Genomic DNA, 17,977 nt, shown 5'->3' with positions numbered 1-17,977 from the left:
AGATATATGGAACATTTAGATATTTTGCACTGGTTTTCAAAGTATAGCTTTGTATGTATTCCAGTTTTAGCATTCTTGCTGGATTTAATTATTGGTGATCCCAATAGTAAGTACCATCCGGTTGCCATAATTGGTCGCATTATATCCTTTTTTGAAGCTGTTCTTTATAAGGATACTGACAATGATACAAAAAAATTATGGTACGGTGGTATTGCTGTTGGTTTAATACTTGTATCAGTATATATTATAGTATCTCTAATATTATGGCTTGGTGCCGTTGTTAATGAGTGGGTGGCGTATGCTCTAGAGGTCATCATACTGTACATTGCAATTTCTCCAAGATCATTAGCTGGAGCAGGTTTTACTATTAGCCAACTTATCAAACAAGATAATATTGTAGAAGCTCGTCAAAAACTATCTTGGATTGTAGGCCGTGATACAGAAGATTTAGATGAAAGTGAAATTACTCGTGCTACAGTAGAAACAATTGCTGAAAATACTGTGGATGGTATTATTGCACCTTTATTCTTCTTTATCTTAGGTGGTCCTATGGGGGCTATTCTATATAGAACTGCCAATACTATGGACTCTATGTTAGGCTATAAAAATCAAAAGTACTTATATTTTGGCCGTGTCGCAGCTCGCTTTGACGATGCATTAAACTGGCTTCCTGCACGCATTACCTTTATATTATTTGTTATTTCTGCGTTCATTTTACGCTTTGATGCTAAAAAAGCAGTACAAATTGGCTTGCGTGATGCAAAAAAACATCCTAGTCCAAATGGAGGCTATGCTGAAGCACCGGTTGCAGGAGCTTTACATATCCGTTTAGGTGGTTACAATCAGTATTTCAAAAAAATGACCTTCCGTGAATATATGGGAGATCCTATTGAAAAACTAAATCGTAATCATATTACGCGAACAATTTATATGATGTATGTTACGACTATACTAATGGTTATCATTAGTACAGTTATTACCTATGGGATGAATGTATAATGACACCTTTTTTTATAGCATTACAATTTTTAACACGTTTAAAACTTGTAAACCAAACAGAGTGGACCGTAGAAGACTTTGGTAAATCTGTTATAGCCTTTCCTTATGTAGGCCTTATTATTGGCCTCATTTTAGCATTACTCTATGGCGTATTATCTCCATTTATTCCTATCATGCCGTTGATGTTGATCATCGTTGTGGCAGAGTTTTTACTGACCGGTGGTCTTCATGCGGATGGGCTGATGGATACTAGTGATGGTTTGTTTTCTGGTCGTGAAAGAGAACGAAAACTAGAAATCATGAAAGATAGCCGCGTAGGTTCTTTTGGGGTTGTTGCCTTCGTATTTGTCACTCTTTTAAAATGGCAATTATTAGCTGCAATTCCTACCGCTGAATTTATTCCTATGGCACTTATTATGATGCCTTTAATGAGTCGTTGGTCTATGGTATTTAGCATTCGTTCCTATCCTTACGCTAGAGAGCAAGGAATGGGGGCAGCATTTGCTAATTTAGCACCTAAACATGTTATATCCTACAATACCATTTCTACATTCTTTATGCCTATTGTATTACTATTAATTGGCATTTTATTATACACCTTGTTATACGGTGCTTTTGCAATTTTTGCGGTTCCTGATGTAGGGTATGTTGTAGGTTTAGGCGTATTAGTATATGCGACAATAGGAGTTTTCCAAATCAATAGTATTAGTATGATAATTACTTATATTATAAACCGTTTCTTAAACCGTTATATTGTAAAAGAATTAGGTGGCACTACTGGTGATACATATGGATTTGTTGTAGAGGTAACCGAAGTATTATTGATTTTAGTATACCTTATTATTCTATCCATATTATCTGCTACAGTTGTGGCAAATCCAACTATGTTCTAATTGGCTCATATTTTTATCTATTTATTTACCAGTATGAGTGATTTAATACTTCATTTAGTTTAATGTGAAAGGAGTTTAATGTGACCTATTATGTAAGAGCCCCAGGAACATGTGGGGAATTTCTACAAGGTTCTATTGATGGACAATCATTTTTAGTCACATGTCCGATCAATCGATACTCCTACGCATTAAGTAATGTGGTGCATCCCTTTTCACAAACTTATTGTGCGCTGCAACCTAAGTCAGCTCAAGCTAGAAAGCTAGTCAAACAATTAGTAAATTCTAAAAAAAATTCTAGTATATGTCCTCCTGTATATGTGCGTTCTGATATTATACAGGGGAAGGGCATGGCATCTAGTTCAGCTGATATTTCTGTAACAGCTATGGCTACCGCTTTAGCAATGGATTACAAATTATCATTTAAAGAGCTAGAACAAATCTGTTTGTCTGTTGAGCCTACAGATGCTTCTTTTTATCAAGGTGTTACGCAGTTTGATTATATTAAAGGAACCATATCTCAACCACTAGGTATGTGCCCGCCTTTAAAAATACTCGTATTTGATGAAGGGGGCAGTATTGATACTGTAAGCTTTAATAAACAAGCGGATTTACAAAATAAAATATTAGAAAAGGAATCGATTATACGAGAGTCTCTAGAGTTATTTAAACATGGTCTTATTACTCATGATATTAATCTCATAGGTCAAGCGGCTACATTAAGTGCCTTTGGTAATCAAAGGATCTTGTATAAACCGAATTTATATGACTTTCACGATATAGGTAATTACTATAACAGTGTTGGTACAATCATCGCTCATAGCGGTACCATAATGGGATTATTATTTCCTGTTGATTATGGACGAATTGATGATTGTAAAAATGAAATTATACGTAAGTTGCCACAATTATCTTACGTAGATATAGTAGAAACTACAAATGAAGGATTAACTTATATTAAACGGTAACGTATTTTATAGAAAGAGAATAGAATGTCTAACATACATGGGGGCAATATATTTCAATTTGCCCATGAACAACGAATTGAACCGTACGAGGTTATTGATTTTAGTGCTAATATCAATCCACTAGGTCCTAGTCAACGAGGATTGTCTTCATTAGAGGCTCAATTACGTTATATTTCACATTATCCAGATGCTACCAATGATGATGTGTTAAATGCTATTGCAGATACCTATGGTATGAATAAACATCAAATTGTAGTTGGTAATGGGGCGGCAGAGCTATTATATGCAATATGCCGTTTACCTGGGTATACAGGTGCTTTTGTACCAGCGCCAGGCTTCTCCGAATATAAAGAAGCATTAGAGGCTAGTCGAATTTCTGTACGCGATATTTATTATCGACCACGGGAGGATGACAATGGAAAACCTTATTTTGAGGTTCCTTATTTAGCGCTCGAAACCTTTGCCGCTGAACTAAAAGGGCAAGATGGTCGTATCATCGTATTTTTAGGAAATCCAAATAATCCGGATGGTACATTACTTGATAAAAATCATATCCGCACTGTTGCAAGTATGCTTAAAGATGCTAATAGCTTACTTGTTATTGATGAGTCCTTTATCGACTTTGTGGGAAATGATACATTACAAGATAATGAATACTCTATGCGTTCCTTAATAAATGAATTCGATAATATCATCGTCGTTCATTCCTTTACAAAATTTTATGCTGTTCCAGGTCTACGAATTGGAGCTGCCTTCAGCAATCCTCAAATCATTGACCAATTAAATAAATTTATTCCTACATGGTCTGTTAATACATTGGCCCAAGCATATACAGAATCTGCTTTAAACGATGTAGAGTATGTAAAGCGTACCAAACAAGTATTGTGCGAAGAACAACACTACATGTATAACGCATTAGATGCTATAGCAGGTATTACTGTTTATCCGCCTTCAGCTAACTTTATCTTGTTCCATATCGAACAAGATGGGGTGACGGCAGATACAATTAATGAAGCTCTAAAGAATCATAACATAATTGTTCGCAATTGTGATTCCTATATGGGCTTAAGTAATCAATGGGTTCGCATTGCTATTAAAGACCATGATAATAATGTTAGATTAGTTGATACACTAACAGAAATTTTGAAAGTATAGGTAGATCATGAAGACATTATATATTGTGCGCCACGGTGAAACAGATTGGAATAAAATGGGGAAATACCAAGGTATTACCGATGTTCCACTCAATGAAAATGGTTTAAACCAAGCAAAAGCATGTGGTCAAGCCCTTAAAGATGTAAAGTTTGATCGTATATTATCTAGTGATTTAAGTCGTGCTTTAGTTACTGCCGAAGCTATTCGTGGTGATCGTACAACACCGATTACTGTAGATGAACGTTTACGAGAATTAAATTTTGGTGATTGGGAGGCCATGCTATTCTCCGATATTGAAGCTCGTTGGCCTGGTTTAATCGATGAAATGTATTTGAGGCCTCATCTAGTTAAGGTGCCTAATGGTGAAAGCTTTAAAGATTTGCAAGACCGTGCGTGGGCAGGCCTAGAGGAATTTATTAATGCTAATGATGAGGAAGAAACGCTTCTCATTGCTTGTCATGGTGGTACAATACGAACATTACTATGTAAATTATTAGATATCTCTATTAGTCATTGTTGGAACTTTAGTCAAGGCAACACGGCTATTAATCGTATTTTCTACAATGGAATGGGCGAATTTGATCATAATGTTTTGAATTTGCTTAATGATACTGCTCATGTAGATGTATTACAAGGACATGAATAATGCGACTCGATAAATTATTAGCTAATAAAGCATTTGGTAGTCGGAAAGAAGTTCATCAAATTATAAAGGATAGAAGAGTTACTATTAACGGTGAGATTACTACAAAAAAAGATATTCATATCGATATCGACATTGATGCAGTAGCCGTAGACGGTCAAACTGTTAATACCACTCAACTATATTACGTTAAATTTCACAAACCTAAGGGCTATGTTACGGCTGTAGAAGATTCTACTCATCCCGTCGTTATGGATTTATTGCCGCCTGAGTATTTAAAAATGGGCGTAGTTCCCGTTGGGCGATTAGATAAAGATACAGAAGGCCTTTTACTGCTTACGAATGATGGAATATGGGGACACTCAATCATCAACGGTCATAAGCATGTACCTAAAGTTTACTACGTAGAATTTGAAGGAGAACTCTCTGAGGAGGGCATCCAGCGCATTAAAGAGGGTATTGTATTAGGTGATGGAACTCAATGTAAACCGGCTTTAATTGAATTATTATCAGATCAATCGGCCACCATTACTATTGAAGAAGGCAAATATCATCAGGTAAAACGCATGATAGGTGCTGCTGGTGGTACCGTATCGTATTTAAAGCGTCTTACTATAGGCCATATAGATTTAAATGGTATTGAAGAAGTCGGCTCTGTAATGGACTTGACTATTGATGACGTAGAGGGCTTTAAAAAATAGCATAAAATTCTATTCAATATAGGCATTTTATGGTAAGATTAATTGTAATTTATAGACTAGGAGCACGATTATGAATGGATTAAATCTGCTACAACAGTATATTAAAGAGCAAGAATTAACAGGCGTTATTTTGTTAAGCCCTATAAATTTACATTATTTTTCTGGTTTTACTGGTACTACAGGCTTTGCAATTATTACAGAAGATAAAGCTTTTATGATTACCGACTTCAGATATACTGAACAAGCTACAAAACAATGTGAAGGGTATACGGTTATTCAATATGAAACAACTGTTATGGATACACTTGTAGATATATTCAATGAACATCATATTCACGAAGGTTTATTCGCTATAGAGGGCAAACAAATGCCTGTAGATACTTATGAATCTTTATGTGATACATTAGATGAAAACTTTGACTTTACATCTGTTAATTTTGCCAAACTTCGAGCAGTAAAGCGAGAAGATGAATTAGAGTTATTACGCATCGCTGCCAATATTGGTGATGAATCTTTTGCTGCATTGTTACCACAACTTAAAGTGGGAATGACGGAAAACGAAGTCCGTATCATTTTAGAAACAGAAATGTTAAAACGTGGTTCTGAGGAGCCTTCCTTTGCCACTATTATTGCTTCAGGTAGTCGTTCTAGCATGCCTCATGGTGTAGCTAGTGATAAGGTTATTGAAGCAGGTGATTTTGTAACTATAGATTTCGGTTCTGTTTATAAAGGTTATCATTCTGATATGACAAGAACCATTGTAATGGGCCCTGCCTCTGACTTACAAAAGAAATTGTATAGTATAGTTTTAGAAGCACAAAAACGCGGCGTTGCAGCTGTTCGAGCGGGTATTACTGGTAAAGAACTAGATGCAGTTTGTCGTGATTATATTAAAGAGCATGGATATACCAAGGAATTTAATCACGGTACTGGTCATGGATTAGGCCTTGAAATTCATGAAGAACCAGTAGCCAATACTAAATCCGATACGGTATTTACAGAAAATATGATCATCACGGTGGAACCAGGTATTTATATTACCGGTACTATCGGATTGAGAATAGAGGATAGTGTCATCGTCAAATCTGACGGCTATGAGGTGTTGACACATAGTCCAAAAGAGTTAATTGAAATAAGTATTTAGAAGGAGAAGAGTTAGATGATTTCCAGTAATGATTTTCGCCCAGGTGTAACCGTTGAAATCGACGGTAATGTATGGCAAGTAGTAGATTTCCAACACGTTAAACCAGGTAAAGGTGCTGCATTCGTACGTACTAAAATGAAAAACTTGCAAACTGGTTCTGTAGTAGAGCGTACATTCAATGCAGGTGAAAAAGTGCCTAAAGCACATGTTGATCGTCGTCGTATGCAATACTTATATGAGTCTGATGGCGCTTATACATTCATGGATAACGAAACTTATGATCAAGTTGAACTTACCCTTGAACAATTAGGCGAAGCTAAAAACTTCCTTCTTGAAAATATGGAAGTATCCATTATGTTCTTCCAAGGTATCGTAATCGGTCTTGACTTGCCTGTAGCTGTAGAGCTTCGCGTAGTTGAAACAGATCCTGGTATTCGTGGCGATACTGCAACTGGTGGCAACAAACCAGCTGTATTAGAAACAGGCTACACTGTAAAAGTACCTCTCTTCATTGAAGTTGACGATGTACTTCGTATTGATACTCGTACAGGTCAATACATCGAACGTGCCTAATACTCATTGATATGTATTGGGACTAGATCTTTTCATGGAATCTTATTCCCATATATCGTAACATTTGCACTGTAAGCACTTGTCGTCTATGTAATTATATATAGGGACAAGTGCTTTTTTTGAAAGAGGCCAGTATGACGAAAAAAAATACTGAACTAGAGTCGGGTAAAATTAAGATTAATGAAGATGTATATGCAACAATTGCTACAATGGCAGCACTTGAAACAAAGGGTATACATCACATGAGCTCCACCTTTAACGATGGAGTTAATACCTTTTTTAGACTTAAGTCTGATCATGAAGGTGTAAAGATTTCCTTTAACGATGAAGGGGCTATTTCAGTTACACTCTATGTCTGCATTCAATATGGATACCGTATTCCTGACGTGGTTTTACGACTACAAGAACGAATTAATACAGCCTTAGTATCTTACACAGAAATTGAGGTTCAAACTATTGATGTAGTTGTACAAGATATCATTTTTGATGATTTAGTTACGCCACAACTACCATAGGAGGTGTCTATATGAGTTCAGACAATCAATTAAATTATGGCTTAGATACGGATACTATTGATATTGCTGATTCTGTCATCATTGATGTGGCAACGAAAACTTTGAGTACTATTCCTGGTATTCATTCTTTAAGCCCACGCTTTTACGATGAGTTAGTAGAAGGTATTACTCATGCTTTTGGACAACGCAGCTTACCGGGTATTAACGTAAAACATCGTAAAGGTTTTATTGAAATAAACATTTATATTAAAGCATTGTACGGATATAATCTCATTGAATTATCTAAACAATTACAATCAGAAATCAAACAAACCTTAAAAAATATGCTTGACCTAGATCATGTAAAGGTTGATGTGCATATTGAAGGTATTGTAAAAGAAAAGGAGCCAGTTTTACATGGTAACTAAGCGAAATCGACGAGAAGCACGTCAATACGCATTCCAAATGTTATATGCTAATGAATTTCATAGTAATAAAAATGATGTTCAATTTCCTGAAGGTCATATTCAAAAAGCTATGGATAAAGCATATGCCAATAGTATTATTCAAGGTGTAATAGCAACAGCTGATAAAATAGATGCAGATTTACAACCATTCTGTAAATCTCGTAAAGTAGCAAATTTAGATAAAGTTGATCGCGCTATTTTACGTATTGCTGTATGGGAAATGACTAACGAAGTAGAACCATTAGAACCATCTATTGCCATTAATGAAGCCATTCAGCTAGCAAAAGAATTTGGCTCTGATGCTTCTTATAAATTAATTAATGCCATCTTAGATGCATATAACAAGAGTAGATAATGAAACGATATTACTTAGGCATTGATACCAGTTGCTATACCACTAGTTGTGCTATTATAGATAGTGACTTTCACATAGTAGGAGAGGCACGTAAACTATTAGAGGTTAAACCTGGTGAGCGAGGACTACAACAATCAAATATGGTCTTTCAGCATACAAAGACATTGCCTAAGCTAATGTTAGAGTTACCTCAAGTACCAATTAGCGGTATCGGTGTTAGTGGCTTTCCACGACGTGAGGAAAATTCTTATATGCCCGCCTTTATGGTTGGTTTAGGCCAAGGGGAAACCTTGAGTCATATGTTAAATGTGCCTTTACATATCTTTGCGCATCAAGAAAATCATATTTTAGCAGCACTGAGAGATTTAGAACATATTCCAACTGAGCCATTTTTGGCTTTACATTTATCAGGTGGTACTACAGAGTTAGTCTATTGCCATTATCAAGGTGAAGGAATTTTTGAATCTCATATCATTGGCGGTTCTAAAGATTTGCAAGGCGGTCAATATGTTGATCGCATCGGTGTCGCTATGGGGTTACCATTCCCTGCAGGCAAACATCTAGAGTCATTAGCATTACAAACTACAGAGTATGAGCCACTACCATCATCTATGAAAGATGGATGGATTAGTTTTGCCGGTCCTTGCAGTGCAGCTATGCGACGTATAAATGAAACCATGAGTGATATGGATAAATCAAATTTAGCTAGAGCTGTTTTTACTTCTATGGGAAATGCTTTAGAAAAAATGATTACCTATCATATTAAAGAAAAACCAGTTCATACACTTATCGCTGTAGGTGGTGTGATGAGCAATAGTTTACTTCGTAAGCGAATGGAAACCTATTGTAAACGGAATCGTATGACATTGCATGTGGCGCAGCCACAATATTCTGTTGATAATGCTACAGGCAATGCTTTTGGCGCTGCTTATTTACAAGAATCTAGAGGATCATCGTGAATGTATTAACCATTACACAATTGAACAATCTCATAAAGCGCACCTTAGATCGGGAATATCTACTAAAAAATGTTTATGTAAGCGGTACTATCATCAATGCTAAACGTCATAGTAGTGGACACATGTATTTTTCTTTGAAAGATGAGGAGTCTGCCATTGATGTAACTATGTGGTCTAGCACTGTTATGCAAAAAGGGTTGGCTAATGCCATTCAAAATGGTTTATTAGTAACTGTAAAAGCATCTGTTAATTTTTACAATAAAATGGGCCGTTTAAATCTAATTGCCTCTGATATGCAAATAGGTTCTAAAAGCCCGTTGCAGCTTGAATTTGACGCTTTAAAACGAGAATTAACTGCTTTAGGATACTTTGATGATGGACACAAACAAAGTTTACCGTATATGGCGAGCTGCATTGGAATAGTCACGTCGCAATCTGGCGCCGTATTACATGATATTTTACATGTCAGCGAGCGACGTAACCCATTAGTTCAATTTAAATTATTCTCTGTTCCTGTACAAGGTAATACTGCGGGCCCCATTATTGCCAAAGGTATTGCTACTGCCGATGCAGATCCTGATGTAGATCTTATTATTGTTGGTCGTGGTGGCGGGTCTATGGAGGACTTGTGGTGCTTCAATGATAGAGCAGTAGTAGAAGCTATTTATACGGCTAATACGCCAGTTATTTCCGCTGTAGGCCATGAAACTGATTACACCTTATGTGATTATGTGGCAGATGCTCGCGGAGCAACGCCTAGTCATGCTGCAGAGATGGCGGTTTTGCCACTTACTACATTGCAAGATCAGTTAACAGAAAAAGAAGAGTATTTACACGAATATATACGTTATACACTACAACAAAAACGAACAGATTTGACATTACTCTTTAATCGCAGACTTGGTATACCAGCACTTCAGTTTTTACATAAGCAAAAATCACATTTACAAGAACTTTCACAAACATTAACAAATATTACTAAAGAGAGATGTAATACTGAAAAGCATAGTTTAGCATTATTAGCCCAACAGTTAGAGTCTTTAAATCCATTACAAATGATGGTTAAGGGATTCGCCAAGGTAGAGCATAATAATGAACCTATAACTTCGGTATCTCAATTGCAAGCGAATGATGATATACGAGTTACATTAGCAGATGGTTATGTTACTGCCACGGTAAAGGAGGCACACAAAGATGGCCGCATCACTAAAAAGTTATGAGAAAAAATATAAAGCCTTAGAAGATATTGTTAAGCAGTTGGACGATGGTGATATGACTATCTCTGAACTCTTAAATCAATATAAAAAAGGGCTAACCTTAGTTAAGGAATGTGCAGAAATGCTTGATTCCGTTGAAGCTGAGGTACAACAAATTATCGAAGAAGTCCGCATCAGCGAATAAGGAGATTCTATGTTCAAAGAATATTTAGCGGCTAGCAAACAAAATATTGAACAATGGTTAGATGAGGTATTAACTAGTCCAAATCAAGAATTTAAACCTCTGTATGAATCCATGAATTACAGCTTAATGCAAGGTGGTAAACGAATCCGACCAATCTTATCTAAAGCTGTATTAGAAATGCTTCATAAAGATCCTGCTGATTATAAAGAGTTTCTTTGTGCAATGGAGTGTATCCATACGTATTCCTTAGTACATGATGATTTACCGGCCATGGATAATGATGATTATCGTAGAGGTAATTTAACAAATCATAAAGTTTATGGTGAAGGTTTAGCTATTTTAGCGGGCGATGGTTTATTGACGTACGCCTTTCAATTAATGACTGCTAATAATAAGGCCTCTGCTCAAGATAAACTCGATGCTATACAATGTGTGGCAATTGCTGCAGGCCCAGAAGGTATGGTCGGCGGTCAAGCCTTTGATATGCTTAGTGAAGATAAACACATTCCATTAGAAGAGTTAAAAGTTCTACATCGCGGTAAAACGGGCGCTTTATTTAATGCCTCTGTAGAGTTAGGTCTTATTTTAGGCAACGCAGATACTGTTACACAAACAGCATTAATGGAATATGCTAATTGTTTAGGATTGTTATTCCAAATCACTGATGATATTCTAGATGTAACAGGTACTATTGAAGAATTAGGAAAAACTCCTGGCAGTGATGTTCGCCAACATAAATCTACTTATGTATCTTTACTTGGTTTAGAGGGCGCAAAAGAGCAAGCCTCTTCAGTAGGAAAACAAGCTCATGATGCATTAAACTCCGTTTCTTATGATACATCTATCTTAGCAGCATTAATTGATTATCTTTTAAAACGTACGAATTAATATGTATTACCTCTAAAAGGTACAAAGAATGATTGATATATTACCACAAATAGCACATAACTACATAGCGCAAGCCGCATTTTGGGGCTGGTTTACTGCTCAAGCGATCAAATTTGTATGGCAACTGGTAAGACATGGTAAATTTCGCCCAGAACGTCTAGTAGGCTCTGGTGGATTTCCTAGTTCCCATACATCCTTTGTCATTGCTACTACTACGGCTATTTACCTTAAGAATGGTGTATCAGATCTCTTTATCTTGTCCTTAGTATTCTCTATAGTTGTTATGTATGATGCATCCGGTGTTCGATTACAGGCAGGAAAACAAGCTCAAATACTTAATCAAATTGTGGAATATTTTACGAAGAAAAATATTCCTGTTCAAATAACGCGTAAAGAAGCGCTTAAAGAGTTATTAGGACATACACCTGTGGAGGTATTTGGTGGTTTAATTCTTGGTATTCTCGTAGCCTATATTCAGTTTTATTATATTTATAATGGTGTACTATGAGCAGTAAAGAACGGTTAGATATACTCCTTGTCAATCGAGGACTTTTTGAAAGCAGAGAAAAAGCAAAAGCCGCTATCATGGCGGGACTTATCTTTATGGATACTACGCGCATTGATAAAGCAGGCACAAAAGTACCTGTTGATGCTAATATCCTTGTAAAAGGCAATACCTTGCCGTATGTAAGTCGTGGTGGACTTAAATTGGAAAAAGCTATCCAAATATATCCTATCGATTTACAAGACGCTGTCATGGTTGATATAGGTGCTAGTACAGGCGGTTTTACTGACTGTGCATTACAAAATGGCGCATCTAAAGTGTTTGCCATTGATGTAGGATACAACCAATTAGCTTGGAAATTACGTCAAGATCCGCGTGTTATCAACATGGAAAAACAAAATATCCGTACTGTTACACCAGAGCAATTAGGTGAACTTGTAGATTTTATTTCTATTGATGTAGCCTTTATTTCGTTAGACAAAGTTCTACCAGTTGCTACCACCTTATTAAAAGATACGGGATCACTTGTTGCCTTAATTAAACCTCAATTTGAAGCGGGCAAAGAAAATGTTGGTAAGGGTGGTATAGTACGAGATAGTAACATTCACAAAGAAGTTTTACACCGAATACTACAAGTTGCTTATGACTGTGGATTGTATATCCATGGTTTAACCTTCTCACCCATCAAAGGAATGGAAGGAAATATTGAGTTCTTAGGTTATTTTAAAAAGTACGAAGAAGGAGCTTTAACTATTAACGATGAATTAATTGATGCAGTCGTTACTGAAGCTCATTCATTATAGGAGATTACTATGCGTATCGGATTCTTCCCGAATATGGGGAAAAGCAACATTATGGCAGTTCTAAAAATGGCTGCTCATATTTGTAAAGAAGAAGGTATTGAAGTATTTTTGCCAGATGATCTCGAATCAGATGCACCTGCACGAGTACTTAAGATTCCAAAAACTCATATTGTAAGCCGTCCAGAAATCTTTAAACAAATAGATATTGCTTTTAGTTTTGGTGGAGATGGTACAATCATCCATTTAGCACGACAAATCTATCCGTATAATGTACCAGTGTGCGGTATTAACTTAGGTGAACTAGGATTCTTAAATCAAATAGAAATTCACCAAATGCAAAGTCATATAAAACGTATAGTTCAAGGTGACTACAAAATAGAAAAGCGCGGTCACTTATATGCTTATATTGACCGTAATGATGGGAATGAAGAGGAGTTAGTACCAATTATTAATGAAATTGTTATCACTCGTGCAGAACCGGCAAAAATGGCACGAATTCATATGTCTGTTAATAATCAGCATACTCAAATGTATCCATCTGATGGTTTAATCATTTCTTCTGCTACAGGTTCTACGGGATATAATTTATCTGCTGGGGGACCTATTATGAAACCAGATAATAGATCTATCATAGTTACACCAGTAGCACCACATCTAATCCAAGGTGTATCTCTTGTATTAGAGGAGCATGATACGATTCAAATTACAATGCCTGAGCGAGAACCACAATTACACATTTGTATTGATGGTACTTTTGACTATACTTTTACAAATAAAGAAACCTTACATATAAGTTCCAATCCTGTTTACTGCTTATTTGTACGATTCAAAGATCAATGTTTCTTTGGTACATTATTTAAAAAATTAGCGTCGCGTAGAGACGAATTGTTATAACCAAATCTCAAGTGGGGTGGTTTCGTGATTAACATTAACAATGCTGTTCAATTTCAACATTTAATCTGGGATCGGTCGATGAAAAAAGCCAAAGTAGTAGTTGATGCTACATGTGGCAATGGCCATGATTTATTGTACTTAGCCAAACGTGCACAAAAAGGATGTCATTTATTTGGCATTGATATCCAAATGAAAGCCATCAATAGTAGTAAAGAACTACTAAAGACTAATGATATTGCACCTGATGTAAGTCTAACCTTTATTCATGACTCTCATGATCTAGCCTTAGCTCATCAATTAAAAGATGAGGTTATCGATTTAATGATTTTTAACTTAGGTTATTTGCCTGGTAGTAATCATAAAGTTATAACTAAACCGCATCAAACTATAGATGCCATAGATAAGGGGTTACAAAAGTTATCTAAGTCGGGAGTTATCACAATTGTTGCTTATCCTGGAACGCCTGAAGGGATGGAAGAAATGCAGTTCCTCACATCATATTTATCAGATTTAGAACAGAAATTGTATAATGTATGTCATTGGCATCCAATGAATCAAATTAATAACCCACCAGAATTGTTTATATTACAAAAAAGATAAATAGCTATATATCTTTATTCATTATGAATAAAACTCATAATAAACATGTAAAAGCCCCTTTATAGGGGCTTTTATTTATACATGTATATTTTTCAACTTTTAAATTATTAATTCCCTATAAATAGATGAACCTTATAGGCTAAGCGTTTGTACGTTATCAATATATAGAAAATTAACAATATTTTAAATATTAGTATAATATGCATAACGAGTATGATATATGCGATTTATACCATATATTAATTATGAATATATGGTATAATATTATCAGAAAGATATTATTCTCTTTTATGTGCAAGTTTTAAAAAAGGGAGTTCACAATGAAACGCTATCGCTATAACAAAATTAAAGAGATCGTGCAGTCCAAGGCGATTGAAACACAAGAGGAACTAGCAGCGGCCTTATTAGAAGAAGGTATTGAAGTAACACAGGCTACAGTTTCCCGTGACATTAAGGAATTAATGTTAATCAAAATTCCTACAGGCGATGGACATTATCGTTATGCGTTATCACCTGAGGAAAACGTAGTTTTATCTCGTAGTCGCATTAACAGATTATTCCAAGATTCTTTAATTAAGGTTGATCACAGTCTAAACCAAGTTGTATTACATACAATTCCTGGCTCTGCTCAATCTGTAGCATTTTCTATCGACCATGCAAAATGGACTGAAATTATCGGTACCTTAGCAGGGGATGATACTATTTTGTTAATTGCAAAATCTGAAGCTGAAGTTCCAGCGATTTTAGCGAAAATCCAAGATTTAATGAAGGACTAATCATATGTTAACGCAAATGAGCATTCGCAACTTTGCGTTGATTGAGCAAATGAATATTTCATTTAATGATGGCATAACTATCTTTACCGGCGAAACTGGGGCAGGGAAATCCATTCTTATGGATGCCTTTAGTATCCTATTAGGAGAACGCGCGAGCAGCGAGTTTATTCGTCACGGTAAAGATAGTTTTGTTATAGACGGAATATTTGATATTGCTCATCACCAAAGTATTCAAGAATTATTAGAGTCTAAAAATATAATGGTTGAAGAAGGCCAATTAATTCTATCACGCTCTTTTAACCGTAATGGTAAATCATCGATCTTAGCTAATGATCAACCGATACCATTAAAAGCATTAAAAGAAATTGGTCAATATTTAGCAGATATTCATGGCCAATACAGTAACCAACGATTACTTGATGCTGATACACATCATGAATATTTAGATACTTTTAATCAAGACGGAAAAACTGCTTATAAGGCTTATAGAGAGGCTTATAAAGTCTACAAACAAGCTAAGCAAGAAGTAGATAACTTACAAGAGAATATGTCTGAGCGCGCTCGAGAGCTCGATATGTTACGATATCAAATCGATGAGATTGAAGATGCTGGTTTAAGCATTGGTGAAGACATTTCTATTGCTGAAGAGCTTAAGCGTCTAGATAGTTTTGAACATATTGATAAAGTTCTGGGATCTTGCTATGATGCTTTTTACAATGGTCGTCAGCCTTTATTAGACACGATTAATTCTATAAAGGTTGAGGTGAATGACCTTGTAAAATACGATACAGAATTAAAAGAAGTATCTGAAATGGTTGACTCTGCGTATTTCCAACTAGAAGAAGCTGCACAGTCTTTAGACCGTTACAGAGACACCATCAGCTATGATGAAGAACGCTATAAATATTGTCAAGATCGAGATACTACCATCTATGGGTTAAAGAAAAAATATGGTGATTCCGTAGAAGAAATTTTAGCATATGAAGAAAAGGCTCAAGCACGTTTAGAAGAACTAGAAGGACTTGTATTCGCTCAAGATGAATTAGAAGCTCGTCTTGAAGAAGCGAAAACGATAGCAGAAGAAGCACTCACAGTTTTACACAAGGTTCGACTCAAAAATGCTAAAGTGATTGCTACAGCTTTACATCAAGAATTAGTTGATTTAGGAATGCCTAAGGGTGATATTCAATTCCATATTGAAGAAGGGGAAGAACTATCTTCGTTAGGAGCTAAATCCATTGAAATGCTATTTTCTGCTAATAAAGGGGAACAATTACTTCCGTTACATAAAGTAGCATCTGGTGGTGAGTTAGCTCGTATCGCCTTAGCCTTTAAATCAGTATTCCGTAGTGATACTTTCAAAACCATGGTATTTGACGAAATCGATGTTGGCATCAGTGGTGATATTGCACTTAAGGTAGCAGAAAAAATCCTGAATCTATCTAAAACTAATCAAGTATTTTGTATAACTCATTTACCTCAAACAGCTAGTATTGCAAAACAACATTATCATCTCTCTAAAATAGAGCAAGATGACCGCACAATCTCTACCTTAGCAGTACTAAATGAGGAGGAACGAGTTACTCAGATAGCTTCTATGATGTCTGGTCGAGGAATGTCCACTACAGCTTTAGCTGCAGCTAAAGAACTTATTGACCATTTTAATTGACTAAAATCGCATAATTACATATACTAATAGTATTAAATGAATATGTTGATAGAGGTGCGAGTATTAAGAGTAATCATGAGGAGTAGGCATGCATTGATCCATGATAAAAGGGATGCTTGCCGAAGTTCGATGATTGCAACTCATCGTTCTGGTTGTCTATTTAATAGATAGACAACTGTCATCAATCTTGTATTGGTGGAGTGCTATCATTGAGCTTTTAGTAAGAGTATATATAGCTATATAATCTATAAAGCCAGTGGATGCATCCACTGGCTTTTTTGGAGGTATATATGATTCGAGTAATGGTAAATGGCGCTGGCGGCAAAATGGGTCGTGAAGTGGTCAAAGCTGTACATAACGATCCTGAATTAACATTAGTAGGTGGTATTGACCCAACTAAGGCAGGTGAAGATGTAGGCTCCGTAGCAGGAATCGAACAAGTGGGTATCAAGATGAATGCCTCCATCGATGAGGTTCTCGATACAAATAAACCTGATGTTATCGTAGATTTTACAAATCCAGCTGTTATCTATGAAAACGCTAAGAAAATGTTATCTGCAGGGATTCATGTTGTTATTGGTACTACTGGTTTAACTACAGAGCAACGAGATGAGCTCGATGCAATTGGTCGTGCTAATAATGCTAATTGTCTAGTGGCTCCAAACTTCTCACTAGGTGCTGTTATGATGATGAAAGTATCTGCGGAATTAGCTCCATATTTCCCTAATGTGGAAATTATAGAATTACATCATAATCACAAATATGACGCCCCTTCTGGCACAGCGATTCTAACAGCAAAATTGATTAATGATGCTAAACAAGCCGCTAAGGTAACTGCCGATGAAGATTTAACTCGTGAAAGCTTACCAGGTGCTCGTGGTGCCAAGGTTGATGATGTTACTATTCATAGTGTACGTCTACCAGGTTATGTAGCGCATCAAGAGGTATTATTTGGCGGTTATGACGAAACATTAACTATCCGTCACGATAGCTTAAGTCGTTTATCTTTTATGCCAGGCGTAGTATTAGCATGTAAAAAAATTAGTTCTAAAACAGGTTTAACTTACGGTTTAGAACATTATTTATAATTTTG

The 17,977-nt window shown here is 36.0% G+C and carries 22 protein-coding genes and 1 riboswitch; all 22 genes read left to right on the top strand.

Annotated features, from left to right (window positions below):
• Positions 1-6 precede the first annotated feature (6 nt).
• The 22 genes from cbiB to dapB all read left to right on the top strand — a co-directional run bounded on the left by cbiB (position 7) and on the right by dapB (position 17,972).
• The gene (gene cbiB / locus KH364_RS03445) at positions 7-999 is read left to right on the top strand and encodes an adenosylcobinamide-phosphate synthase CbiB (RefSeq protein WP_273298608.1); all 993 of its coding nucleotides are present in this window, start codon (positions 7-9) and stop codon (positions 997-999) included.
• On the top strand, positions 999-1,892 hold the full coding sequence (gene cobS, locus KH364_RS03440) for an adenosylcobinamide-GDP ribazoletransferase (protein ID WP_273298607.1): 894 nt from the start codon (positions 999-1,001) through the stop codon (positions 1,890-1,892). Before cbiB ends, cobS begins: the two co-directional genes overlap by 1 nt.
• Positions 1,893-1,972: 80 nt before the next feature.
• Positions 1,973-2,857 (top strand): GHMP kinase, encoded by an 885-nt coding sequence (locus KH364_RS03435; protein ID WP_316112805.1) that lies wholly within the window; start codon positions 1,973-1,975, stop codon positions 2,855-2,857.
• A gap of 24 nt (positions 2,858-2,881) precedes the next feature.
• Positions 2,882-4,012 (top strand): threonine-phosphate decarboxylase, encoded by a 1,131-nt coding sequence (locus KH364_RS03430; RefSeq protein ID WP_273298605.1) that lies wholly within the window; start codon positions 2,882-2,884, stop codon positions 4,010-4,012.
• Between the two features lie 7 nt (positions 4,013-4,019).
• A complete protein-coding gene (cobC, locus tag KH364_RS03425) occupies positions 4,020-4,658 on the top strand; it encodes an alpha-ribazole phosphatase (protein WP_105081158.1) in 639 nt (212 codons plus the stop codon).
• Complete coding sequence (locus tag KH364_RS03420) at positions 4,658-5,356, top strand: pseudouridine synthase (RefSeq protein ID WP_273298604.1); 699 nt, start codon at positions 4,658-4,660, stop codon at positions 5,354-5,356. Before cobC ends, KH364_RS03420 begins: the two co-directional genes overlap by 1 nt.
• A 70-nt stretch (positions 5,357-5,426) precedes the next feature.
• Positions 5,427-6,500 (top strand): Xaa-Pro peptidase family protein, encoded by a 1,074-nt coding sequence (locus KH364_RS03415; protein ID WP_273298603.1) that lies wholly within the window; start codon positions 5,427-5,429, stop codon positions 6,498-6,500.
• Between the two features lie 15 nt (positions 6,501-6,515).
• Positions 6,516-7,073 (top strand): elongation factor P, encoded by a 558-nt coding sequence (efp, locus tag KH364_RS03410; RefSeq protein WP_009352604.1) that lies wholly within the window; start codon positions 6,516-6,518, stop codon positions 7,071-7,073.
• Positions 7,074-7,207: 134 nt separating this feature from the next.
• The gene (locus KH364_RS03405) at positions 7,208-7,588 is read left to right on the top strand and encodes an Asp23/Gls24 family envelope stress response protein (protein ID WP_105098006.1); all 381 of its coding nucleotides are present in this window, start codon (positions 7,208-7,210) and stop codon (positions 7,586-7,588) included.
• Positions 7,589-7,599: 11 nt separating this feature from the next.
• Entirely contained in the window at positions 7,600-7,995 is a 396-nt protein-coding gene (locus tag KH364_RS03400; protein WP_009352553.1) for an Asp23/Gls24 family envelope stress response protein, read from the top strand.
• Positions 7,985-8,389, top strand: coding sequence for a transcription antitermination factor NusB (nusB, locus tag KH364_RS03395; protein WP_273298602.1), 405 nt, complete (start codon positions 7,985-7,987; stop codon positions 8,387-8,389). Before KH364_RS03400 ends, nusB begins: the two co-directional genes overlap by 11 nt.
• Complete coding sequence (locus KH364_RS03390) at positions 8,389-9,348, top strand: metallohydrolase (RefSeq protein ID WP_273298601.1); 960 nt, start codon at positions 8,389-8,391, stop codon at positions 9,346-9,348. Before nusB ends, KH364_RS03390 begins: the two co-directional genes overlap by 1 nt.
• On the top strand, positions 9,345-10,568 hold the full coding sequence (xseA, locus tag KH364_RS03385) for an exodeoxyribonuclease VII large subunit (protein ID WP_273298600.1): 1,224 nt from the start codon (positions 9,345-9,347) through the stop codon (positions 10,566-10,568). The genes KH364_RS03390 and xseA overlap by 4 nt, the downstream gene beginning before the upstream one ends.
• The gene (gene xseB, locus KH364_RS03380; protein ID WP_009352545.1) at positions 10,543-10,749 is read left to right on the top strand and encodes an exodeoxyribonuclease VII small subunit; all 207 of its coding nucleotides are present in this window, start codon (positions 10,543-10,545) and stop codon (positions 10,747-10,749) included. The genes xseA and xseB overlap by 26 nt, the downstream gene beginning before the upstream one ends.
• Positions 10,750-10,758: 9 nt before the next feature.
• Positions 10,759-11,637: a polyprenyl synthetase family protein gene (locus KH364_RS03375; RefSeq protein ID WP_273298599.1), complete on the top strand. Its 879-nt coding sequence runs from the start codon at positions 10,759-10,761 to the stop codon at positions 11,635-11,637.
• Positions 11,638-11,665: 28 nt separating this feature from the next.
• Positions 11,666-12,145, top strand: a complete 480-nt coding sequence (locus KH364_RS03370) for a divergent PAP2 family protein (protein WP_273298598.1) — start codon at positions 11,666-11,668, stop codon at positions 12,143-12,145.
• Positions 12,142-12,945 carry a TlyA family RNA methyltransferase gene (locus KH364_RS03365; protein WP_054747471.1) on the top strand — a complete coding sequence of 268 codons (804 nt, stop codon included), beginning with the start codon at positions 12,142-12,144 and terminating at the stop codon, positions 12,943-12,945. The genes KH364_RS03370 and KH364_RS03365 overlap by 4 nt, the downstream gene beginning before the upstream one ends.
• A gap of 9 nt (positions 12,946-12,954) precedes the next feature.
• Positions 12,955-13,839, top strand: a complete 885-nt coding sequence (locus KH364_RS03360; protein WP_009352557.1) for an NAD(+)/NADH kinase — start codon at positions 12,955-12,957, stop codon at positions 13,837-13,839.
• A 78-nt stretch (positions 13,840-13,917) separates the two neighbouring features.
• A complete protein-coding gene (locus KH364_RS03355) occupies positions 13,918-14,439 on the top strand; it encodes a class I SAM-dependent methyltransferase (RefSeq protein ID WP_273298597.1) in 522 nt (173 codons plus the stop codon).
• A 320-nt stretch (positions 14,440-14,759) separates the two neighbouring features.
• Entirely contained in the window at positions 14,760-15,215 is a 456-nt protein-coding gene (gene argR, locus KH364_RS03350) for an arginine repressor (RefSeq protein ID WP_004695825.1), read from the top strand.
• A gap of 4 nt (positions 15,216-15,219) precedes the next feature.
• On the top strand, positions 15,220-16,884 hold the full coding sequence (gene recN, locus KH364_RS03345; RefSeq protein WP_273298596.1) for a DNA repair protein RecN: 1,665 nt from the start codon (positions 15,220-15,222) through the stop codon (positions 16,882-16,884).
• 41 nt (positions 16,885-16,925) lie between these two features.
• Positions 16,926-17,098, top strand: a riboswitch (Lysine riboswitch).
• A 76-nt stretch (positions 17,099-17,174) separates the two neighbouring features.
• The gene (dapB, locus tag KH364_RS03340) at positions 17,175-17,972 is read left to right on the top strand and encodes a 4-hydroxy-tetrahydrodipicolinate reductase (RefSeq protein ID WP_273298595.1); all 798 of its coding nucleotides are present in this window, start codon (positions 17,175-17,177) and stop codon (positions 17,970-17,972) included.
• Positions 17,973-17,977: the final 5 nt, after the last annotated feature.

It is taken from the genome of Veillonella sp. oral taxon 158 (genome assembly GCF_018376515.1).
In the GTDB taxonomy this organism is placed as follows: domain Bacteria; phylum Bacillota; class Negativicutes; order Veillonellales; family Veillonellaceae; genus Veillonella; species Veillonella rogosae.
Note: the sequence above shows the minus strand (reverse complement) of the source record. Positions and strands in the feature narration are given on the sequence as shown.